The sequence below is a fragment of the Cronobacter sp. HA18006 genome (genome assembly GCF_011605445.1).
GTDB classification, from domain to species: domain Bacteria; phylum Pseudomonadota; class Gammaproteobacteria; order Enterobacterales; family Enterobacteriaceae; genus Cronobacter; species Cronobacter sakazakii.
Window position 1 is genome coordinate 1269533 of record NZ_JAANQB010000011.1, and the last position, 21581, is coordinate 1291113.

Genomic DNA, 21581 nt, shown 5'->3' on the forward strand with positions numbered 1-21581 from the left:
AGCCATGGGCGACAGCATTCTTTCTCAGGCCGAAATCGATGCGCTGTTAAACGGCGACAGCGAGCAGAGCGCGGAACAGCAAGCGACAGGTGGCGATGGCGACATTCGCCCCTACGATCCCAATACCCAGCGTCGCGTGGTGCGCGAGCGCCTCCAGGCGCTGGAGATTATCAACGAACGCTTCGCGCGCCAGTTCCGTATGGGGTTGTTTAACCTGTTGCGCCGCAGCCCGGACATCACCGTGGGGGCGATTCGTATTCAGCCCTACCACGAGTTTGCCCGCAACCTGCCGGTGCCGACCAACCTTAACCTGATTCATTTAAAACCGCTGCGCGGTACCGGGCTGTTTGTGTTTTCGCCAAGCCTGGTGTTTATCGCGGTGGACAACCTGTTCGGCGGTGATGGCCGCTTCCCGACTAAAGTGGAAGGCCGCGAATTTACCCACACCGAACAGCGCGTCATCAACCGTATGCTCAAGCTGGCGCTTGAAGCCTACAGCGACGCGTGGAAAGCGATTAACCCGCTGGACGTGGAGTATGTGCGTTCAGAGATGCAGGTGAAATTTACCAATATCACCACCTCGCCGAACGATATCGTGGTTAACACCCCGTTTCACGTCGAGATTGGTAACCTGACCGGCGAGTTTAATATCTGTCTGCCGTTCAGCATGATTGAGCCGCTGCGCGAACTGCTGGTTAACCCGCCGCTGGAAAACTCCCGTCAGGAAGATCAGAACTGGCGCGACACTCTGGTACGGCAGGTGCAGCACTCGGAGCTGGAGTTAATTGCTAACTTCGCCGAGATCCCGCTGCGACTCTCGAAGATTTTGAAGCTGAAGCCAGGCGACGTGCTGCCCATTGATAAGCCGGATCGCATTCTGGTGCATGTGGATGGCGTACCGGTTCTCACCAGCCAGTACGGCACCGTAAACGGGCAATACGCCCTGCGCGTTGAACATTTGATCAACCCAATTTTGAATTCGCTGAATGAGGAACAGCCCAATGAGTGACATTAACAAACCGTCCGATGAAAATGCTGGTGAAATGGACGATCTGTGGGCTGATGCACTGAAAGAACAAAAAAGCACCGGCGACTCCGCAGACGATCTGTGGGCCGATGCGCTGAGCGAGCAGAAAACCGCGGGCAAGAGCTCGGCGGATAGCGTGTTCCGCGCGCTGGAAGGCGGCGACATGGTCGGCGCGCTCCAGGATATCAACCTGATTATGGATATCCCGGTGAAACTCACCGTGGAACTGGGCCGCACCCGCATGACCATTAAAGAGCTGCTGCGTCTGACGCAGGGTTCCGTGGTCGCGCTGGACGGTCTCGCCGGCGAGCCGCTGGATATCCTCATCAACGGTTACCTGATTGCTCAGGGTGAAGTCGTGGTCGTCGCCGATAAATATGGCGTGCGCATCACCGACATCATCACCCCGTCAGAACGTATGCGTCGCCTGAGTCGTTAAATGAAAAATCAGACCACGGTTGCACAGCCGGCAATGCCCGACGCCGGCTCATCCTTAATCCAGGTAAGCGGCGCGCTGACGCTGATTATCCTCTTTATTCTGCTGTTTGCCTGGATGGCAAAGCGTTTTGGCTTCGCGGCTAAAAGCACCGGGATGCGTGGTCTGAAGCTCAACAGCAGCCTGAGCCTTGGGGCTCGCGAAAAGATTGTGATTGTCGAAGTGGAAGACGCCCGCCTGGTGCTGGGCGTGACCGCCACCTCTATCACGCCCCTGCACACTCTGCCGCCTGCGCCCCCCGCGCAGGAGCCGGAAACCGTGCCGGGCGCTGAATTCCACAACCTGATGAAAAATCTGCTTAAGCGTAGCGGGAGAAAGTAATGCGTCGTTGGTTAAATCTTTCTTTCCTCGCGCTCGGCCTGCTGGCGGCGCCTGCGATGGCACAACTGCCGGGTCTTGTCAGCCAGCCGATATCGGGCGGTGGTCAGAGCTGGTCGCTGCCGGTACAGACGCTGGTGTTTATCACCTCGCTGACGTTCCTGCCCGCCATTCTGTTAATGATGACCAGCTTTACGCGCATCATTATCGTTTTCGGTCTGCTGCGTAACGCGCTCGGCACCCCGTCCGCGCCGCCAAACCAGGTGCTGCTGGGCCTCGCGCTGTTCCTGACCTTTTTTATCATGTCGCCGGTTATCGATAAGATCTATTCCGACGCCTATCAGCCGTTTAACGAAAACAAAATTTCGATGGAAGTGGCGCTCGACCGCGGCGCGCAACCGCTGCGTGAATTTATGCTGCGTCAGACCCGCGAGGCGGATCTGGCGCTGTTCGCAAAGCTTGCCAATACGCAGCCGATTCAGGGGCCGGAAGCGGTGCCGATGCGCATCCTGCTGCCCGCGTATGTTACCAGCGAGCTGAAAACCGCGTTCCAGATTGGCTTTACCGTGTTTATCCCCTTCCTGATCATCGATCTGGTGGTGGCGAGCGTGCTGATGGCGCTCGGGATGATGATGGTGCCGCCTGCGTCTATCGCCCTGCCCTTCAAGCTGATGCTGTTTGTGCTGGTTGATGGCTGGCAGCTCCTTGTCGGTTCGCTTGCCCAAAGCTTTTACAGTTAACGAGGTGCATGATGACGCCAGAATCGGTCATGATGATGGGCACGGAAGCCATGAAAGTCGCGCTCGCGCTCGCCGCGCCCCTGCTGCTGGTGGCGCTGGTGACCGGCCTGTTTATCAGTATTTTGCAGGCGGCCACCCAGATTAACGAAATGACGCTCTCGTTCATTCCGAAAATTCTGGCGGTGTTTGTGGTTATCGTGGCGGCGGGCCCGTGGATGCTCAACCTGCTGCTCGACTATATGCGCACGCTGTTTTCTAACCTGCCGTATATCATCGGCTGACGGCCGCGCCCATGCTGCAATTCACCAGCGACCAGTATCTTCACTGGCTGACTCTGTACTTCTGGCCGCTGCTGCGCGTGCTGGCCCTTATCAGCACCGCGCCTATCTTAAGCGAGCGCTCCATTAGCATCCGCGTCAAGATTGGTCTGGCGCTGCTGATTACCATCGCGCTCGCGCCCAATATTCCCGGCAGTAACGTGCCGATTTTCTCGCTCGAAGGGCTGTGGCTGGGGTTGCAGCAGATCCTTATCGGCGTTGCCATCGGCTTTACGATGCAATTTGCCTTCGCGGCGGTGCGCACCGCAGGCGAGCTTATCGGCCTGCAAATGGGGCTCTCATTCGCCACGTTTTTCGATCCGGGCAGCCGACTGAATATGCCGGTGCTGGCGCGCTTTATCGATATGCTGGCGATGCTGCTGTTTCTCACGGTTAACGGTCATCTGTGGCTTATCTCCATTCTTGCCGACACGTTTCACACCCTGCCCATTGGCGGCGAAGCGATTAACAGCAACGCTTTCATGGCGCTGACCCGCGCGGGCGGTCTGATTTTTATTAATGGCGTCATGCTGGCGCTGCCGATGATTACCCTTTTGCTGTCATTAAACCTGGCGCTTGGCCTGTTAAACCGTATGGCCCCGCAGTTGACCGTATTCGCCATTGGCTTTCCGCTGACGCTGAGTATCGGGATAATCGTCCTCGCTGCGTTAATGCCCTTAATAGCACCGTTCTGTGAACATTTATTCGCAGAAATATTTCACTTGTTGACTGATATCGTTAGCGAAATTCCTGCAAAGGGTTAACCCCTCTCTTTAAATGGTCATCCTAAGGATATTCCTAATATTGAAAATATATTCTCTGGCTGACCATACATCCCAGGCGGAATTAATGATTTTACGCCTCTCACAGAACCGGATCGCCTCTTTACTTTAAGAACTTTCCTGGCAAATTATACGTAACTTTACGGGATAGTTGGGGTCGCCTGAATGACTTCGATACCCGGCTGATACGATTCACGCTATCGGTCTGCGGTACGCCGTTTGACGCTTTATTATCCCGTAAATGCTGGTCTTGGCAGAACGGCGGTCGTTCTCAGGCTGGTGGAGCAATCGTTGTGCTTTAACGGATAACGCGTTTAGTGAGGGTAGGCTATGTCAACGATTATTATGGATCTCTGCAGCTATACCAGGCTCGGGCTAACCGGTTATTTATCGACAAGAGGAGTCAGAAAACGTCAGATATTTCATGCTGATAGTGTTGAAACTCTGGAAGAAGCCTGTCAGCTGCGTAAGCCCCATGTGGTGTTTATTAATGAAGACTGTTTTATTCACGATCCCGAAAGCAGTCAGCATATAAAGCACATCATTAATCAGCATCCCGGTACGTTATTTATCGTTTTTATGGCGATTGCCAATATTCACTTCGATGAATATTTACGGGTGCGTAAGAATCTGTTAATTAGCTCTAAATCGATTAAACCAGAGTCGCTGGACGCTATTCTGGGAGATTATTTAACCAAAGATATGCAGTGTATTGGGAAAATCAGTTTGCCTACACTCTCTTTAAGCCGTACTGAATCCAGTATGCTGAGAATGTGGATGTCTGGCCAGGATACGATTCAGATTTCCGATCAGATGAATATTAAGGCCAAGACAGTTTCATCTCACAAAGGGAATATAAAACGTAAAATCAAGACCCATAATAAGCAAGTGATCTATCATGTTGTGCGGTTGACCGATAACGTCACCAACGGCATTTTTGTGAATATGCGCTAACGCAGCACGTTAATTTACCCTGTACCCTACACGATTCGTCTCTGACGCTCGTCGGAACGATTACATGACTCATCATCATATCGCTCAGGCGAGGATGAACCCTGTCTTAAAAATAACGCCGCCCCGAATTAACGGAGCGGCGTAACAATAAGTAAAAAATATGACGTATTATTCTACCTTTTCGACAAATATCCCGTCCGGGTGATCTTTCTCATTAAAGAACCATATTCCCAGCGGATACTCCTCCAGTGAAACCAGATACATCGTACCTTCATTAAAAGGCTCAACGGCCAGCACCACGCCTGGACGACGCGGCCCGCCATCCGTTTTAACGGTAACCCGATCGTTAACGTTCATAACTGCTCCTCTTATCACTATTGTGCCAGTGTAGAACAAAACCGCTTTGCTGGCACCGAGCTGAGTGGCGCCTGCCAGCGGACAGCTATAATTAGTGTGATGGGGTCGTCTGAGGTGAATGCCATGAAACCGGAAAACCCAACGCCAGAAACGCCACAGGCTGATATTGACGCGCTGCTGGGCGCGATTGAGGTGATTAGCGAAGACGAGCGGCACACGCCAGAATGCGTCTCCCCGACGCTGGCGGATGCGCGCAGAAAGGATACGTGTCGGGAGCTTGGCGAGGAGTTTGAACTGGATATCCGCGATGCGGGGCCGAGCGAAGTGAACCATTGAGCATAAAAATATCCCGGCCTGGGGAGCCGGGATAAGCTTGCGAAAGCAAGAAGCACTTAAAATTCGTTACACCAGGGAAACTGATGTCGATGAACAACATACCGCAAAATTTTTGCCACACAAGGATATATTTTCTTGGTGAATAATACGCTGCTAATATTATGTGACCATATATTCACTGCAAGCCAACAACCGCGCGCCTTTCGTGGCAACGATCTCAAAATAACCCTGCAAAAAAGGCCGATTAATTGAGATTATTCCTGGTTAGCCAGGCAAATGGCTGCGCGTAAAAAGGAGCCACTATGGCGCATCTGAATGACGATTTGCTGGTGATTACCGACCTGGACGGCACGCTGCTTGACCCGAATACGCATGAATGGGAACCGGCGCAGGCGTGGCTTACTCGCCTTATCGACCATCAGGTGCCGGTGATTCTCTCCAGCACCAAAACGGCGGCGGAAATTATCGCCATCCAGGATGCGCTTGGTCTCTCCGGGCAGCCTTTTATTGCCGAGAACGGCGCGATTATTCAGCTTGACGCCGCCTGGGAGGATAGCCCTGACTTCCCTCGCCTGCTAAATGGCGTTCCCCATGACGACATCCTCGCCGTGATTAACCGCCTGCGCGACGAGCACGGCTATAAGCTTTTCTGCTTCAGCGATGTGGAGGAGAAAACCATTGCCGAATGGACCGGGCTTAGCCCGAAACTTGCCGCGATGGCGACGCTGCTGGAAGCCTCCGAGACGGTTATCTGGCGCGACAGCGACGAAAACCTGGCGCGCTTTACCGCAAGCCTTGAAGCGCTCGGCCTGATGATGATTGAGGGTGGCCGCTTCTGGCATGTGCTGGATGCACGCGGCGGTAAAGGCCAGGCGGTGAACTGGCTGAAAGAGCAGTACCGCAAGCGTGAAGGCACACTGCGCACCACAATCGGGCTTGGCGACGGGCCGGATGATGCCTCGCTGCTTGATAACGTCGACCTGGCGGTGGTGGTGAAAGGCTTAAACCGCCAGGGCGTGATGCTTAAAAATGACGATCCCGCCCGCGTCTACCGCACGACCGAGCGCGGCCCGGCGGGCTTTCGCGAAGGGCTCGATCATTTTCTGGGTAAGGCATAAGCCTTACCCCTCGTCACATACCTGGTTGCGCCCGCGCTGTTTGGCCAGATAAAGCCGGTGATCGGCTATCGACTGCAGATGCTCGAAATCGTAATCGCCGTCGCGTCGCGCCTCGCTCACGCCTACCGACACGCTGATACGAATGGTCGTATCCGGGCGCACCAGAATCTCCTGGCTGTTGATGCGCTGGCGTATCCGCTCTGCCACCTGGCGCGCCCCGTCAGCGGTCGTACCCGGCAGAATCACGCAAAACTCCTCCCCACCGACGCGCCCCGCCACATCCTGGGCGCGCAGCGAACGGCTTAACATGCCCGCCGCCCACGTCAGTACCTTATCGCCCGCCTGATGACCATAGCGGTCATTGATGCTTTTAAAGTGATCGAGATCGAGCTGGATAACCGAAAACGGTTCACTTTGCGCAAAACACGTTTTCGCCGCCATACGCGCGCGCTCAAAGAACGCGCCACGGTTGTACAGGCGCGTCAGCGTGTCATACCAGGCGCGCCATTTCAGCGAGCGCTGCATGGTCAGCATATTGCGCACCATGCCCACGATCACCCGCCAGGAGAGAAACAGCATGGCGGTAAAGAGCAGCCACAGCAGGCCAAGCACCATCGCCACTTTGCCGAATTTCCCTTCCGCGCTTTGCGACACCGTGGTGACTTTCACCAGCACACCGTCGAAATAATCGAGCTTCGCCCAGGTGATGAAGCGGGTATCCATCCGCGCGTCGCCCGCGTTGCCAAGCTCCATCTGGCGGGCCAGCATCGCTTTATCCTGCGCCGTGAAATGCAGCGCGGTGTCGCTGCCGGAAGCGGTCGTGGCTATCGGGCTTAGCTGGCTGTCGAAAAGCAGAATTTCGCCGCCGCTGTCGTCGTCATTCAGTGCGTTTTTCAGGAAATCGCGCATTGCGCCGATGGGGAAATCCATCGCCAGCACACCGAACCAGCGGCCTTTATCATCCAGCGGGATGCTGACGGTGACGCGCTGCCCCGTGGGCATGCTGAGATCGCGCCCGTGCAGCCAGCGCACGCCACGCCCAGGATTGCGCCGCCGCGACTGATCGAGAAACCAGCGGCTACTGACTTGCTGGTAGTAGAGTTCCGGTATGCTGCCGTGACCGTAAAACGGCAAATTAGTGAGGTAAAAACCGGCGCGCGACACATAAAAAGTGCGTACTTCCGGACGCTCAGCGCGGGCATCGGCGATGCTCAGCATGTGGCCGAGCGCCAGCGTCGCATTCAGCTCGCTATAGAGTAACGCGTCGTCGCGCTCAAGCAGCGTGCTCTGACCAATAAACGCGTCAGATACGCCCTGAATTTCCGGTGCCAGATCGCGCCCGGTCGGCAGCGTCCATTCAGGTTTATCGCGCTCCGCCTTAAACCCGGCGATGAGAGCGTCGGTCTGCGGGCCTTCTAACAGGTTATGCATGGCATAACGCATACCCGCGCGATAAAACAGCAGTTTATCGACGCTGTATTGCAGATTACGGTCCATCGCCGTGGCGATGCTGTCGAGCTGATTGCGCTGCGAGGAGATAAAAGCGTCCTGCAGAATAACTCCTTCACGCCAGGTCAGCAGCGTGGAGAAGATAAAGACGGCGCAGAAGCAGAAGTTGACGACCCGAATAGGGTTTTTGGTCCGCCAGCGGCTGATGAGTAACTTGTCAGGCACGTCAGACTCCCTGTACTGATAAAGGCTCGACTGGATGAAGCAGAGTGAAGGTCAGGCGGCTCAGATAATACCAGGCGGCGCGGATATTAAAAGTGTGGCCGTTTTTTTACGGATTGTCGCCTGGAAAGTAAAAGGATGTCATTGATCTGTTGCAGGATGGAGGGGGAAAAGAAAACGCCCGGCAGTGTAAACCGGGCGTTCTTTCAACGACATTCTTCGCGAGATTTCCTTTCGCCGGGCAGCAGTTCGTCTTCACGAAACGCTTCCCGCTGCACGCCGTAACCGTCATACCAGCGGCATTCCACCATGCCGCTTGAATAACCGGTCACGACCATGCGTTGACCGCTGTTTTTGCGCCGGACTTCATCGCTGACTAAAAAGACCATGCCTGCCTCCTTTATCAGTGTGAAAACATCCAGAAGATAGTCAACGCACGCGATTTTCGCCTGTCAGACATGCAGTTTCAGGAATATTCTCAATGCGCCGGTTTACCGCGCAGCCGTCCGATAAGCGAAACAACGGCGAGCACGACAGCGCCGAGGATAAAACCGAGCACCAGGTTTAGTACCGTGGGCATCACCGCCGCGCCCACGCCGCCCAGGCTCTGCGCCCAGTGTTCAATCCCGTGATGCAGCGGCGCGATGCCGTGTACCACAATACCGCCGCCCACCAGAAACATCGCGATAGTGCCGAGGACAGAGAGCGCCTTCATCAGCCACGGCGCCGTCACCAGCAGCCCTTTACCAACGCCGCGCGCCAGCGCCGAGCGTTTATCCGCAAGCCAGTACCCCATATCGTCAAGCTTCACAATGACGCCCACGATGCCATAAACACCGAGCGTCACAAGAACAGCGATACCGCTTAATATCAGCACCTGGTTTAAGAGCGGGGCTTCGGCCACGATGCCAAGCGTAATGGCGACGATTTCCGCCGAGAGGATAAAGTCAGTGCGCACCGCGCCTTTCACTTTATCGCGCTCGTAGAGTTTCGGGTCCTGCTTTGCTATCTCATTCAGACGCTGCTGTTTCTGCTCCGGTGTCTCTTTGTGTTTACGCGCGTGGATGCTGTGCATCACCTTTTCCACGCCTTCAAAGCACAGAAACGCGCCGCCCACCATCAGGAGCGGGGTAATGGCCCACGGCGCGAAGGCGCTGATGATAAGCGCGAGCGGCACCAGAATCAGTTTATTGAGCAGCGATCCTTTCGCCACCGCCCAGACCACCGGCAGTTCGCGATTCGCGCGCACGCCAGTCACCTGCTGTGCGTTAAGCGAAAGATCGTCGCCCAGCACCCCGGCGGTCTTTTTTGCCGCGAGTTTTCCCATCATTGAGATATCGTCCAGCAACGTGGCGATATCATCCAGCAGCGTTAATAAACTACTTCCGGCCAAAATTTCATTCCTTCGTGTTGTGATTCTGAAGTGTTAAGTATGGAGTAAAAGGCGCTACCCCGAAACTACCACCTTCTGTCAACGCAAAATTAACCTAAGCGAAACAATTAAAAATCTCGCCTCGGCAATAATTTTAGCGTTCACTATAAGCGTTCTTTATTTCACGTCGTGAGGGAGTATGCGTTTCGGTCGAGTATTACCGCTGCTTGGCGCACTGTTCGCGCTGTATATCATCTGGGGTTCCACCTATTTTGCGATTGCCGTCGGCGTGAAAAGCTGGCCGCCGTTTATGATGGCGGGCGTGCGCTTTCTCTGCGCGGGCGTTCTGCTGCTGACATATCTGCTGGCGACCGGCCACAAACTCCCGGCGCGTCGCCCGATGTTAAACGCGGCGCTGATTGGCGTGCTGCTGCTGGCCGTCGGTAACGGCTTTGTGACGGTGGCGGAGCATCAGCATGTGCCATCGGGCATCGCCGCCGTGATGGTCGCAACCGTCCCGCTCTTCTCGCTGATTTTCAGCCGTTTCTTTGGCATCCAGACCCGTAAGCTGGAGTGGCTCGGCGTGGCGATTGGCCTGGCGGGCATTGTGCTGTTAAACAGCGGCGGCAACCTGAACGGGAATCCGTGGGGCGCGCTGTTAATTCTGATTGGCTCGCTAAGCTGGGCGTTCGGTTCGGTCTACGGCTCGCGTATTGAATTGCCGACGGGAATGATGGCGGGCGCGATTGAGATGCTGGCGGCGGGCCTGGTGCTGATGGCGGCGTCGCTGTTGACCGGCGAGCGGATGACCGCGATGCCCGATCTCTCCGGCTTTCTGGCGGTGGGCTATCTGGCGCTGTTCGGCTCGGTGATTGCCATCAACGCTTATATGTATCTTATCCGCAACGTCTCGCCTGCGGTCGCCACCAGCTACGCCTATGTCAACCCGGTGGTGGCGGTGCTGCTTGGCACCGGCTTTGGCGGCGAGAGCCTGTCACAGATTGAGTGGATTGCGCTTGGCGTGATCATTGTGGCGGTGTTGCTGGTGACGCTCGGTAAATATCTGCGGCCGGCTAAACCGGTCGTTGAGCCCTGTGACGTTCAGAAGTAAACCTTAACCGGCGGGTGGCGCAGGCCGCTCGCCCTCAAGGGCGTGAATGCCCTGGATGTCTATTTCGGCATGCGCCCCGCCGCTGCAAATCCACTCTTCCAGCCGCTCGGCGAGCGCCGCGTCAGAGAGTTTCTCACGACCGCGTAACGCGCACTCCCACACTAACAGCACGCGCCAGCCTTCACTGAGCAGCGTGGCCACATCGCGCTTATCGCGCGCCACATTTTTGCCGATTTTATCAAGCCAGAAATCGGTGCGGGTGGCAGGCACTTTAAAGAGATAGCAGTCGTGATGATGCCAGAAACAGCCGTGGGTGAAGATAACGCAGCGGTAGTCGTCGAGCACAAAATCGGGGCGACCGGCGAGCGCGGCGTCCTGCACGCGAAAGGTAAACTCCTGCTCTGTGAGCAGCGCGCCGAGCCGCTTTTCAATGGCGGTATCGCGGGTGCCGATGGCGCGCATATTTTTACTGCGAACGGCCTTGCTATGAACGTCCGCCATCGCGATTCTCCAGCCGCAGCCGCACCGCCTGCGCGATACGCGGACGCAGTAACTTTGCGACCGCCGCAAAAGCAGGCACCACCACCGAGTTGCCGAACTGGCGATAGGCCTGGGTATCGGAAACCGGAATGCGAAACGCGCTGCCCTGCGGCGCTTCAAAGCCCATCAGGCGCGCGCATTCGCGCGGCGTCAGGCGGCGCGGGCGGCGCTGCTGGTTGGCGGCATCGTCGAAATCCCGCTCGCCAAGCGCTTTATCCCAGCCGCGGTCGATTAAGATTTCCGCGCCGTCTTTGTAATAACGCGCCGAGAGCGTACGCGCCACGCTTGCGGGATTTTGCGGGTCCACCAGACCATAACCAAAGCCGTTGCCCTTCGCCTGATGCTTCTGGGCGTAGCGGTAGAGATATTTCCACAGCGTCGGCGTCAGCACGTAGCGGGCATCGACGGTCGGGTCGAGCAGTTCACCAAACGCCGGGCGACGCGCGGGGTAAAACTCAGGCAGCGCGCGCAGCGTAAACCCGTCGTGCAGATTGAGCGAGCGGCGAAAGCCCACCAGCACGATGCGCTCGCGGTGCTGCGGCAGGAAATGTTTGCCGTCGATGATTTTCGGATCGTCCGGGCCCATTTCCGCGGCGTCTGCCACTTCATAGCCCAGCTCATCCAGCGTCTGCATGATGATGCGAAAAGTATTGCCCTTGTCGTGGCTTTTCAGGTTTTTGACGTTTTCCAGCACGAAAATCGCAGGCTGGCGCGCGGCGATAATGCGCACCACGTCGAAAAACAGCGTGCCCTGAGTTTCGCAGGCAAAACCGTGCGCGCGGCCCAGCGCGTTTTTCTTCGACACGCCCGCGAGCGAAAACGGCTGACACGGAAAGCCCGCCAGCAGAACGTCATGCTGCGGAATACACGCGCGGATATGCTCGGCGGCGGCCTCGTCGCTGATTTCAGGCTTATGGCTTAGCGTGACATCCCGGATATCTTCATTGAACTGATGCAGTTGCGGATCGCAATACCAGTTGGCTTTATAGGTGCGCACCGCGTGTTTATTCCACTCACTGGTAAACACGCACTGGCCGCCTGCGGCTTCAAACCCGCTGCGAATACCGCCGATACCGGCGAAGAGATCGATAAAGCGAAACGCGTAGTTCGGATGATGGCGCGGTGGCGTGGGCAGTAACGCCAGCAGGCGGCGATACTCTTGCGGGCCAAGACGCGCGCCATCCGCGTTGAGCTGCTGGCGCTTAAGCCTGGCGCGGCTCCAGCGCTTTTCGCCTGCCTCATTTAACAGCGCCACCACCGTTTTGGTGTCGTAAATCTCCAGCACTTTTTGCAGCAGCGCGTGTGCGCTCAGCGCAGGAGCGGCGTTGAACTCCGCGCCTGCCAGTCCGTCTTCAGTAACAGCGTGATTGTCGAGCATTACCTTCGCCATACAAAACCGATATAGGACAGAGTAACACACTTTCGCGCGGGGCTGCGGTTAAGGCGTAACCTGAATAAAGCGACGCAGTACCTCTTCATCAAGCTCACAAAAATCGCCCTTCAGCTCGGCGCAGAGCTTGGCCATGTAATGCACGAGAAAATCAGCGTTATGGCGCGCCAGCGCCCTGCCCGCCTCGGTTTGCATGGTGGAAGGCAGCGTCAGCAATTTTTTCTGGAAGTGATCGAGCGCCCAGGCGGTGTCGTCGAGTTCACGGTGTGCGGCAAGCGGATCGTCACTGTCGAACAGGGCGCGGCCAAGCGCGCCGGAGACATAAAAGACACGCGCAAGACCAATAGCCCCGAGCGACTCCAGCCGGTCGGCGTCCTGCACAATTTTGGCCTCAAGCGTCGTCGGCGCAATACCGGCGCTGAAGCTGTGCGCACGCACCGCATGGGCCACGTCGTCATACATTTCTCGTGGGAAATCGGGAAAGTGAGTGTCCAGAATCCGCAACGTCTCCTGAGCGGCCAGCGTCGAGGCCAGATGGCGCTGCGGATGGTTTTTCGGCAAATTGACGATGTCGTGGAAATAGCAGGCGGTCAGCACCACCAGACGGTTGGCCTCACTGCCTGCCATGATCTGCTGCGCGGTTTTCCAGACGCGGCGAAAATGCGCGATATCATGCGCTTTGTCATCCTGATTCCAGCTTTGATGCAGCCAGTCTTCAAAACGCTGCTGCCAGTGGGTGAGCGACATAGCGTCTCCTTCTACGCGGGTCAGTCCGGTTTTTTCTGTAATGCAGATCACAAAATTAGCATGCTTTATGCGCTTTTGCGCGGACGGCTTTCTGCAGGCGTAACAAATCGCTAAGTAAAAAGCACGTGCCGGGTAGCAGGGATAATGATTGATATCGGGTCCTAAAAGTCGCTCCTTAAAAAAGGAAGCATTCATCATTTATCTGATTTTTATTTTCACACACCGGAACCGGACTTTTTTCAGCGCTGACAGACCCGCTTCGTACCGTTCTTTTTTCTGAAAATTAATTATCCGAATAATAATTCAACAGGCAATTGTCTTTTATTGCTGATGCCTTTAACGCTTATTTATTTGATAGCGCGCACATCCAGAAAAACCAGCCACCATGCCCTCTGGACCTGTACTTCAGCCAGAACAACCCTTTATAAATAATTTCAACGCCCTACCAAGAACATTGATGAAAATAATGAAAGAAAAAATAAAATAACCAACACAAATATATTAATTTTCACCAGAATTCGCCCTGGGAAATAATTTTTGTGGCGTTTTTACATTCTGCTAATATGCGTGCCGCGGACGATGCTCCGTTACGTCATTCAATTAAACCATTCATTTATTTTATTTATGACGATAAGGAAATTAATAATGAAAAGAAAAGTACTGGCTCTTGTAGTACCCGCTTTATTAATGGCAGGCGCTGCGAATGCGGCAGAGATTTATAATAAAGACGGCAATAAACTCGATTTGTTTGGTAAAGTCGACGCGCGTCATACCTTTTCCGATAACCCGGGTGACGACGGCGACGGCACCTATCTGGAATTCGGCTTTAAAGGCGAAACCCAAATCAGTTCAGAGCTGACCGGCTATGGCATGTGGAACAACAAAATCATGGCCAACAGCACCGAGGACAGCAACACCTCTTACAACAAACTCGCGTTCGCGGGCCTGAAATATGGCGATTACGGCTCTTTTGATTATGGCCGTAACTACGGCGTGATTTATGACGTTGAAGCCTGGACCGATATGCTGCCGGTATTCGGTGGTGACTCTTACACCTACAGCGATAACTACATGGTGGGCCGCGGCAACGGGATGGCGACGTACCGCAACACCGATTTCTTCGGCATGGTTGACGGGCTAAACTTCGCGCTGCAATACCAGGGCAATAACGAAGACGACGGCAACGGCAACGAAGGCACCAACAACGGTCACGGCATCCAGACCCAGAACGGCGACGGTTTTGGTCTCTCCACGACCTATGATTTCGGTATGGGCTTTAGCGCATCCGCGGCCTATTCATCCTCTGACCGTACGTCAAAACAGGTTAATGAGAGCCGTGGCGATTCTATCGTCGCAGGCGGCGAACGCGCGGATGCGTGGGCGACTGGCCTGAAGTATGACGCCAACAATATCTATCTTGCCGCCACCTATGCTGAAACCCGCAACATGACGCCGTATGGCGACGGCGACGGCATTGCCAACAAAACGCAGAACATCGAAATCGTGGCGCAGTACCAGTTTGATTTCGGCCTGCGCCCGTCACTGGCCTACCTGCAATCCCGCGGTAAAGATCTGTGGTATGCCGGTAAGTACCAGGACAACGATCTGGTTAAATACGCGGATGTCGGTGCCAGCTGGTATCTCAACAAGAACTTCCTGACCTACGTTGATTACAAAATCAACCTGCTGGATAGCGACGACGACTTCTATAAAGATAATGGCATCGCAACCGACGACATCGTAGGCATTGGTATGGTGTATCAGTTCTAAGCGTTTTACTCATCCTTTTCAGGCCCGCCGCGTGTGGGCCTTTTTTATTTTCCACGCTTCTTCACGCGCGCCTTCACTCTCCCCTTTACCGGATGCCTGGCGGGCGCTATAGTGTGCCAGGACTGTATATATATCCATACTGTGGAGTTTTCCATGTTTGTTGAACTGGTTTATGACAAACGCAATGTCGCAGGCTTGCCCGGCGCGCGTGAGATTATCCTGGCCGAGCTGACCCGCCGCGTACACCGCATTTTTCCGGATGCTGACGTGCGCGTTAAGCCGATGCAGACAAACGGTCTCAATTCCGACGCCAATAAAAACGATCGCGAAAAGCTGAACCGGATGCTGGAAGAGATGTTCGACGAAGCCGACATGTGGCTGGTTAACGAATAAGCGACAGTAAAAAACCCGCCAGCGCGGGTTTTTTATTATTCAGGCTCACCCGGCGTCACGCCCGGCCAGCCCTTTTCTCCTGCTATGCCTTTGATTACAGAATAGAGCGGTACGTACCGCCTTCCACGCGTACCGCCGCGCCGTTTGACGCCGCGCCCAGCGGGCTTGCCAGCAGCGCCACCATTGAGGCTATCTCCGTGGCATCAATCATGCGCGCAGCAGCGAACTCGGGCGATACGTCGCAAAGAAATTCGCTTCAATCTGGGCGTCGGTCATGCCCGGTTGCGGCGCGGTCTGGCGCAAATATTCCATAATGCCTTCTGAACGCGTGGCCGAAGGCAACACGCTGTTTACCGTCACGCCGGTGCCTTTGGTTAACTCCGCCATGCCGCGCGCCACCGCAAGCTGCGCCGATTTGCTCATCCCGTAGTGCACCATATCCGGCGGCGTAAACGCGCCTACTTCGCTGGAGATAAAAATGACGCGTCCCCAGTTTTTCGTCAGCATTTGCGGGAAATAGTGACGGGAGAGCCGCACGCCGGACATCACGTTAACGTCAAACATCCGCAGCCACGCCTCGTCGGTGATATCCGCAAACGGCGTCGCCTCATAAAAGCCGAGATTGTTAATCAGAATATCGGTTTCCGGCTGTTGCGCCGTCAGCGCCGCGACGCCTTCCACGGTGCTGACGTCCGCCAGCACGCCGGTCACGGAGGCACCTTTCGCCTCCGCCTCAATGGTCGCGACCGCCGCCGCCAGTTTTTTATGGTCGCGGCCGGTGATGGTGACCGCCACGCCTTCCTGCGCCAGCGTCCGGGCGATCGCAAGGCCAATACCTGCCGTCGCCGCCGTCACTATCGCCGTTTTAGTGTTCAGTTGCAGATCCATGTTGGTTCCTCAGTGCAGTGCGTCAGAGATTAATGAAGACGTTCCAGCAGCGCCTGCGCCACCGCCGTTGCCGAAGCCGGGTTCTGCCCGGTGATGAGTTCCCTGTCCGTCACGATATGCGAGGTGAACGGCTCGGTATTGCTGCTGTATTGGCCGCCCGCCTGCTCGAGCGCGGTTTGCGGATAGAATTTCATCGCGCCGCCTTTCGGCAGCAGGCCTTTGGCAATCTTCTCTTCCGCATTGCTGATAACGGTCATCCGGTAACCCGCGTAAATCCAGCCCGGCTGCGCCGCGGCATGGCCGGTTTCCGCCAGCTGGCGGGTGAATGCCGGCGCATCCGGCAGCGTGGAGAGCAGCGCGATGGGGCCGTGGCAGACCAGCGCCGTTGGCTTACCGGCGGCATGAAACGCGGCCAGCGCCTTGCCGAGCGCCGGGCTGGTCAGCAGATCCTGCATCGGCGCATGGCCACCCGGAATGTAAATCGCGTCAAACTCGCCGTAACCCCGCTGCGCGGCTCGCGCCAGGCTGATCACCGGCGAAGACGAAGGCGACGTCAGTTTCAGTTTGTCGAGCAACGCGCGATGCATGCGCCACGCGTTCACGTCATTGTTGAAATACATTTTGTCATCAGAGGATTTATCGAGCGTCGGCGCCTGCCCGTTCGGCGTGGCGAACGTGACCTGGTGCCCGGCGTCCAGCAGACGTTTTACCGGCTGCATCAGTTCATTGAGATAAAAGCCAGTCTGAAACACTTTGCCGTCTTTCAGATCCAGATGGTCAGAATCCGACAGCACTACCAGCACGCTGGCGGCATGCGCACTCAGGGCAGAAAGACCAAGCGCTGCGGCGAGCGCGAGATGACGTACCATTTTCACCATGTACTCCTGTTGATGTGTTTAGATTTGCAAGCCTTGCCTGCAACTGGCGCACACTGTAGTGTTTCCTTATAAGTGGATAAACCACCGCTAAAGACATTCATTTGTTCTTCAGGAGACATAATGAGCCGACGTTTCGCCCATCTCAGCGATGTGGAAATCTTCGTGACGATCATTGAGAAAGGCTCCATCACCGCGGCGGCGGTGGCGCTCGGCACCACGGCATCCGTACTGAGTCGGGCGCTAACAAGGCTTGAGACGCGGCTTGGCGTACAGCTGGTGAGACGCACCACGCGTCAGCTCAGCCTGACGCAGGCCGGGCGGCACTATTACGAGCAGGCGTGCAGCGCTTTTGGGGTTTTTGAGCGCGCCGAGCGGGATATCCAGGGGCGCGGCGCGCAGACGGTCGGCCATATCCGGCTTAGCGCGCCGACCACCTATGGGCACTACCGGCTTCCGGCGCTGTTGCAGCGTTTCGCCGCGCACTATCCGGGGATTACCGTTGAGCTGAATATCACTAACCGAAACGTGGATCTGGTGGCCGAAGGCTACGATCTCGCTATCCGTCTGGGCACGCTGCCGGACAGCCGGCTGGTCGCGCGTAAGCTTGAAGAAGCACCGCTGTGCCTGGTCGCAGCACCCGCTTATTTGCGTCAGCACGGCGAGCCGCACACGTTAGCCGCGCTTGAAAACCACCGCTGCCTGCCGTTTATCATGCCAAGCAGCGGGCGTATCGCGCAGTGGAGCCTGTGCGAGGAGGGAGCCCCCATTGAGTGGACGCCGAAGGGGCAGATTCAGGTCTCGGATGACATTCTGGGCGTTATCTCGCTTGCCGTCAGCGGCGCGGGTATCTGTCAGACTTACGATTTTATCGCGCGCCCGCTCATGGAAAACGGCCTGCTGACGGAGATCCTCCCGCAAACCCGCGGCCGTACGCGCCCCTTTTCGCTTATCTACGCGCCGCACAAAGGGCTGTCATCCGCCAGTGAAGCGTTTATTCGCTTCATACAGCAGGCAACAGGCTAGTGGGGCTTATGACAACAGGACGGCACGGTTACGCCCGGTGCTTTTCGCCTGATAGAGCGCCTCGTCCGCCCCTTTGATAAGCTCGGTCAGACACGCCATTCTGCCGTCAGATGTCATGCTGTAACAGCCCGCGCTGATGGTCACCACGCCATCGGGCAGTTCGGTGTCGGGGTGTGGCAGCGCCTGCTCCCGCACCATGCTGACCACCTTTTCCGCGACGCGCAGGGCGTCGGCGGACGAAGCCTCAGAGAGTATGATTGCGAACTCTTCGCCACCGTAACGCGCCACCAAATTGCCATGGCTAAAAGAAGCCTGCTGGAGCACACCGCCGATGCGGCGCAGGCAGGCATCACCGGCCACGTGACCGCGATTGTCGTTATAACGTTTGAAAAAATCGACATCGATAAGAATGAGTGAGACGGGGTTTCCGGTGACAGCGGAGTCGGCCAGCGCCTGCTCAAGAAAGGCGTCAAAGCGCCGCCGGTTAGCAAGCCCCGTCAGACCATCGACCATCGCCATGGAATGCAGCGTGTGGTTGATTTTCACCAGCTCGTCACGCAGCGTCGCCAGCTCGTTGCGATCGCGGATATTCACTCTCACCTGTCTGAACAGCACCATGCCCATCAGGATAATGGCGGTCAACAGCGCACCGTTGATAAGCAAATCGGGAATACTGTTTTTAAGCCAGGTCGCGCGCAGATTGTCTTTGTCATACCCGGCCACCACGACAATCGGGTAACGCGTCGAGCGCGCAAAGCCGTAGATTCTGACGACCTGATCAAGCGCCGACAGCCAGGTGGCGCTGCCCTGGCGCGCTCGCAGCAGCACCTGCGTAAAAAGCGGGCTGTCAGAGAGATCTTTATTCAGCACGCTTTCGTCAAACGGGCGAATGTACAGCGGTTTGCCATCGACCAGCAGCAGCGCCAGGATGTCGTTATTCGTCAGTTCAAAATAACTGTAAAACTGGCGGAAATAGTCCATTTTCACGGTGGCCATTACCACGCCCGCAAAGCCGCCGGTGATGTCATTGAGGCGTAGCGAAACCGGTATCACCAGCTGGCCGCTGATGTTACTGCGCACCACATGGCCTATATGTATTCCCATCCAGCCATGATCTTTGTGGTAGAGAAAATCATCGCGGTCCGCAATGTTGTCCTCAGCAGGTTCCTGCCCGAAAGAACTGTTGCGCCATGCGCCGTGCGCATCGTAAATAAACAGCCCATCAAGCTGCGGCAGCCGCTGTTCCAGCTCGGCAAGCGATGCGTTGAGTTCGTGATCGGGAAGATAGCCATAAGCCAGATTGCGGCGGATCTCCTGGAGGGTCAGCTCTGTCTGGAGAAAAGTGTCATCCGCCTGGCGCACCTGCGAAAGCGACAGGTTAATCGCCTTGCTCTCGGCATCTTCAACCGTGCGCTCCCAGGAGAGATACAGCGTTACCGCATTGGCCGCGATGCTTCCTGCCAGCAGAATAAACAGAAAGAACGCCAGACTGCGCCCGAGCGGCGTATCCAGCGCCAGAATGCGGATAAACTGTTTTTTCTCAGGCACGGCGGCCACCTCCTGCGTATCCTGCCCGCGTTGCATTAATTTTACTGAAGTTTATCGGAAGCCGCGTCAGGCTCGTTTTTAACTCACTTTGAAAGCCCCCGAACGACAAGCCAGAGAATTCCGCGAGTTAACATCAATATGCATCAGATAAGAATAGACCTGATCGCGTCACAGGCGGCAGTTTTATGGCGCAAATCAATGGTAATCGTTAAGGGTTAGTTTGGGTGACTGACGCGCGTTGTCGCGTTTAAAAGAGAGGCCACCAGCAACATGAAAGCGGGTGAAAACTGCAAAGAAAGGTAAAAAGCATCCAGGCGAGAAGCGAAGCCGGGCACAATTCACGGCGCGATTAGTCTCAAACTTTTCTCAACGGGATTTTTATCACTGAAAAACGAGGTGGTAAGTGCTTGAATAGTGGCGGAGAGAGGGGGATTTGAACCCCCGGTAGAGTTGCCCCTACTCCGGTTTTCGAGACCGGTCCGTTCAGCCGCTCCGGCATCTCTCCGTACTTGAGGTTGCTATGATGCCAGGATCTTTGGCATTTTAACAGTCCCTGCCTCTTCGATTTTGTTCAAGTGACGAGTTTGCGAGCAATAAGATGATTAAGTGGCCCTGGAAAGCAAATCACACCGCCGCGCTGGCACCTCTTCCCTGGGAAGCGGCGCTCGCCATTCCGTTACTGGCGGGCCTGAGCGACGAACAGCAGCAGAAGCTGGTGCGCTTAAGCGAGCGTTTTTTACAGCAGAAGCGGCTGGTGCCCTTACAGGGTTTTGAGCTGGATGAGCTGAAAAGCGCCCGCATTGCCCTGCTCTTCTGCCTGCCGGTGCTGGAGCTCGGTTTAGAGTGGCTCGACGGCTTTCACGAAGTGCTGATTTACCCCGCGCCGTTCGTGGTGGATGACGAATGGGAAGACGACATCGGTCTGGTGCATAACCAGCGCGTGGTGCAGTCCGGTCAGAGCTGGCAGCAGGGGCCGATTATCCTCAACTGGCTTGATATTCAGGATTCGTTCGACGCCTCCGGCTTTAACCTTATCATTCATGAAGTGGCGCATAAGCTCGATATGCGTAACGGCGATCGCGCAAGCGGCATTCCGCTTATCGCGCTGCGTGAAGTCGCAGGCTGGGAGCACGACCTGCACGCGGCGATGGAAAATATTCAGGATGAGATAGATCTGGTGGGTGAAAGCGCCGCCAGCATTGATGCCTATGCCGCCACCGATCCGGCGGAGTGCTTCGCGGTGCTCTCCGAATATTTCTTCAGCGCGCCGGAGCTTTTCGCGCCGCGCTTCCCGTCGCTGTGGCAGCGTTTTTGTCACTTTTACGGTCAGGATCCGCTGCTGCGCTTACGCCTGCGTGAAACGCCCGCCCTTTCCGACGGCGGCCAGGTACATTAAAAGCGCAATCTGACGCAGAATTAAGCGTTTGAATACATAGCGTAATTTTTTGCGTTGACACTGATGCGGGGCATGATTATTATGCGCCCCGTTCACACGATTCCTCTGTAGTTCAGTCGGTAGAACGGCGGACTGTTAATCCGTATGTCACTGGTTCGAGTCCAGTCAGAGGAGCCAAATTCAAAAAAGCCCGCTTTTTAGCGGGCTTTTTGCTTTTCTGCTTCCGTTATTCTCTCCCTCTTTACCGCATATTCCTCTGCCCACCCGGCATCTCTGAGTTAATTGGTCCTTAAACGTCCGTCACGGCGCAAAACGGTTTTCACCCGGCGGCTGGCGCTGTAGTCTCAGTAACGGCTTTTTTTGGCTGCGTACGATGTGAGTAACCTTCAATCTGCTTTGATAACAATAA

23 protein-coding genes, 2 tRNA genes and 1 pseudogene are annotated in these 21581 nt (G+C 55.9%); 15 read left to right on the plus strand and 11 right to left on the minus strand.

The window, feature by feature from the left end; translation table 11 throughout:
• The first annotated feature begins 4 nt into the window (after positions 1-4).
• The 7 genes from fliM to rcsA all read left to right on the plus strand — a co-directional run bounded on the left by fliM (position 5) and on the right by rcsA (position 4634).
• Positions 5-1009: a flagellar motor switch protein FliM gene (gene fliM / locus G9X48_RS07800; RefSeq protein WP_004388143.1), complete on the plus strand. Its 1005-nt coding sequence runs from the start codon at positions 5-7 to the stop codon at positions 1007-1009.
• Positions 1002-1466: a flagellar motor switch protein FliN gene (fliN, locus tag G9X48_RS07805; protein WP_004388142.1), complete on the plus strand. Its 465-nt coding sequence runs from the start codon at positions 1002-1004 to the stop codon at positions 1464-1466. The genes fliM and fliN overlap by 8 nt, the downstream gene beginning before the upstream one ends.
• Entirely contained in the window at positions 1467-1844 is a 378-nt protein-coding gene (gene fliO / locus G9X48_RS07810; RefSeq protein ID WP_007868947.1) for a flagellar biosynthetic protein FliO, read from the plus strand.
• A complete protein-coding gene (gene fliP / locus G9X48_RS07815) occupies positions 1844-2581 on the plus strand; it encodes a flagellar type III secretion system pore protein FliP (RefSeq protein WP_007868948.1) in 738 nt (245 codons plus the stop codon). The genes fliO and fliP overlap by 1 nt, the downstream gene beginning before the upstream one ends.
• Before the next feature lie 11 nt (positions 2582-2592).
• Complete coding sequence (gene fliQ / locus G9X48_RS07820) at positions 2593-2862, plus strand: flagellar biosynthesis protein FliQ (protein WP_004388139.1); 270 nt, start codon at positions 2593-2595, stop codon at positions 2860-2862.
• A gap of 11 nt (positions 2863-2873) precedes the next feature.
• A complete protein-coding gene (gene fliR, locus G9X48_RS07825; RefSeq protein WP_012124383.1) occupies positions 2874-3662 on the plus strand; it encodes a flagellar biosynthetic protein FliR in 789 nt (262 codons plus the stop codon).
• A 348-nt stretch (positions 3663-4010) separates the two neighbouring features.
• Positions 4011-4634: a transcriptional regulator RcsA gene (gene rcsA / locus G9X48_RS07830; RefSeq protein ID WP_004388137.1), complete on the plus strand. Its 624-nt coding sequence runs from the start codon at positions 4011-4013 to the stop codon at positions 4632-4634.
• Positions 4635-4802: 168 nt separating this feature from the next.
• On the opposite strand, the gene dsrB is transcribed toward rcsA, so the two are convergent.
• Positions 4803-4991 (minus strand): protein DsrB, encoded by a 189-nt coding sequence (gene dsrB / locus G9X48_RS21270; protein WP_004388136.1) that lies wholly within the window; start codon positions 4989-4991, stop codon positions 4803-4805.
• A 123-nt stretch (positions 4992-5114) separates the two neighbouring features.
• Between dsrB and G9X48_RS21275 the strand changes: the two genes are divergently transcribed.
• Positions 5115-5327 carry a DUF2525 domain-containing protein gene (locus G9X48_RS21275; protein ID WP_004388135.1) on the plus strand — a complete coding sequence of 71 codons (213 nt, stop codon included), beginning with the start codon at positions 5115-5117 and terminating at the stop codon, positions 5325-5327.
• A gap of 302 nt (positions 5328-5629) precedes the next feature.
• The gene (locus G9X48_RS07840) at positions 5630-6445 is read left to right on the plus strand and encodes a mannosyl-3-phosphoglycerate phosphatase-related protein (RefSeq protein ID WP_007868953.1); all 816 of its coding nucleotides are present in this window, start codon (positions 5630-5632) and stop codon (positions 6443-6445) included.
• 3 nt (positions 6446-6448) lie between these two features.
• On the opposite strand, the gene dgcQ is transcribed toward G9X48_RS07840, so the two are convergent.
• The 3 genes from dgcQ to G9X48_RS07855 form a co-directional block, all read right to left on the minus strand.
• A complete protein-coding gene (gene dgcQ / locus G9X48_RS07845) occupies positions 6449-8119 on the minus strand; it encodes a cellulose biosynthesis regulator diguanylate cyclase DgcQ (RefSeq protein WP_007868956.1) in 1671 nt (556 codons plus the stop codon).
• Positions 8120-8322: 203 nt separating this feature from the next.
• Complete coding sequence (locus tag G9X48_RS07850) at positions 8323-8505, minus strand: DUF2158 domain-containing protein (RefSeq protein ID WP_007868958.1); 183 nt, start codon at positions 8503-8505, stop codon at positions 8323-8325.
• Positions 8506-8594: 89 nt separating this feature from the next.
• On the minus strand, positions 8595-9509 hold the full coding sequence (locus tag G9X48_RS07855) for a DUF808 domain-containing protein (RefSeq protein ID WP_004388132.1): 915 nt from the start codon (positions 9507-9509) through the stop codon (positions 8595-8597).
• A gap of 178 nt (positions 9510-9687) precedes the next feature.
• Between G9X48_RS07855 and yedA the strand changes: the two genes are divergently transcribed.
• On the plus strand, positions 9688-10599 hold the full coding sequence (gene yedA, locus G9X48_RS07860) for a drug/metabolite exporter YedA (protein ID WP_007868962.1): 912 nt from the start codon (positions 9688-9690) through the stop codon (positions 10597-10599).
• Positions 10600-10602: 3 nt separating this feature from the next.
• Here yedA and G9X48_RS07865 read toward each other — a convergent pair whose 3' ends face one another.
• From G9X48_RS07865 to G9X48_RS07875, 3 genes are read right to left on the minus strand one after another with little or no spacing between them, the layout of a single operon-like run.
• Positions 10603-11100 (minus strand): very short patch repair endonuclease, encoded by a 498-nt coding sequence (locus G9X48_RS07865; protein WP_007868965.1) that lies wholly within the window; start codon positions 11098-11100, stop codon positions 10603-10605.
• Positions 11084-12517 (minus strand): DNA cytosine methyltransferase, encoded by a 1434-nt coding sequence (locus G9X48_RS07870; protein ID WP_227003058.1) that lies wholly within the window; start codon positions 12515-12517, stop codon positions 11084-11086. Before G9X48_RS07870 ends, G9X48_RS07865 begins: the two co-directional genes overlap by 17 nt.
• Before the next feature lie 60 nt (positions 12518-12577).
• Entirely contained in the window at positions 12578-13276 is a 699-nt protein-coding gene (locus G9X48_RS07875) for a phosphohydrolase (protein WP_007868970.1), read from the minus strand.
• 645 nt (positions 13277-13921) lie between these two features.
• On the opposite strand from G9X48_RS07875, the gene ompC reads away from it, so the two are divergent.
• Together ompC and G9X48_RS07885 are read left to right on the plus strand one after the other, a co-directional pair.
• Entirely contained in the window at positions 13922-15046 is a 1125-nt protein-coding gene (gene ompC, locus G9X48_RS07880) for a porin OmpC (RefSeq protein WP_038880114.1), read from the plus strand.
• 153 nt (positions 15047-15199) lie between these two features.
• Complete coding sequence (locus G9X48_RS07885) at positions 15200-15439, plus strand: DinI family protein (protein ID WP_007794693.1); 240 nt, start codon at positions 15200-15202, stop codon at positions 15437-15439.
• A 94-nt stretch (positions 15440-15533) separates the two neighbouring features.
• Here the strand turns inward: G9X48_RS07885 and G9X48_RS07890 are convergent.
• Positions 15534-16327: pseudogene (locus G9X48_RS07890) on the minus strand (SDR family oxidoreductase).
• 29 nt (positions 16328-16356) lie between these two features.
• A complete protein-coding gene (locus G9X48_RS07895) occupies positions 16357-17205 on the minus strand; it encodes a type 1 glutamine amidotransferase domain-containing protein (protein WP_038880110.1) in 849 nt (282 codons plus the stop codon).
• Between the two features lie 120 nt (positions 17206-17325).
• Between G9X48_RS07895 and G9X48_RS07900 the strand changes: the two genes are divergently transcribed.
• The gene (locus G9X48_RS07900) at positions 17326-18228 is read left to right on the plus strand and encodes a LysR family transcriptional regulator (RefSeq protein ID WP_004387294.1); all 903 of its coding nucleotides are present in this window, start codon (positions 17326-17328) and stop codon (positions 18226-18228) included.
• 6 nt (positions 18229-18234) lie between these two features.
• Here G9X48_RS07900 and G9X48_RS07905 read toward each other — a convergent pair whose 3' ends face one another.
• Positions 18235-19812, minus strand: coding sequence for a sensor domain-containing diguanylate cyclase (locus G9X48_RS07905; RefSeq protein ID WP_202632300.1), 1578 nt, complete (start codon positions 19810-19812; stop codon positions 18235-18237).
• A 379-nt stretch (positions 19813-20191) separates the two neighbouring features.
• Positions 20192-20281 (minus strand) — tRNA-Ser (locus tag G9X48_RS07910).
• Between the two features lie 93 nt (positions 20282-20374).
• Here G9X48_RS07910 and mtfA point away from each other — a divergent pair.
• Together mtfA and G9X48_RS07920 are read left to right on the plus strand one after the other, a co-directional pair.
• Positions 20375-21172: a DgsA anti-repressor MtfA gene (mtfA, locus tag G9X48_RS07915; protein WP_004387292.1), complete on the plus strand. Its 798-nt coding sequence runs from the start codon at positions 20375-20377 to the stop codon at positions 21170-21172.
• Between the two features lie 101 nt (positions 21173-21273).
• Positions 21274-21349, plus strand: a tRNA-Asn gene (locus G9X48_RS07920).
• Positions 21350-21581: the final 232 nt, after the last annotated feature.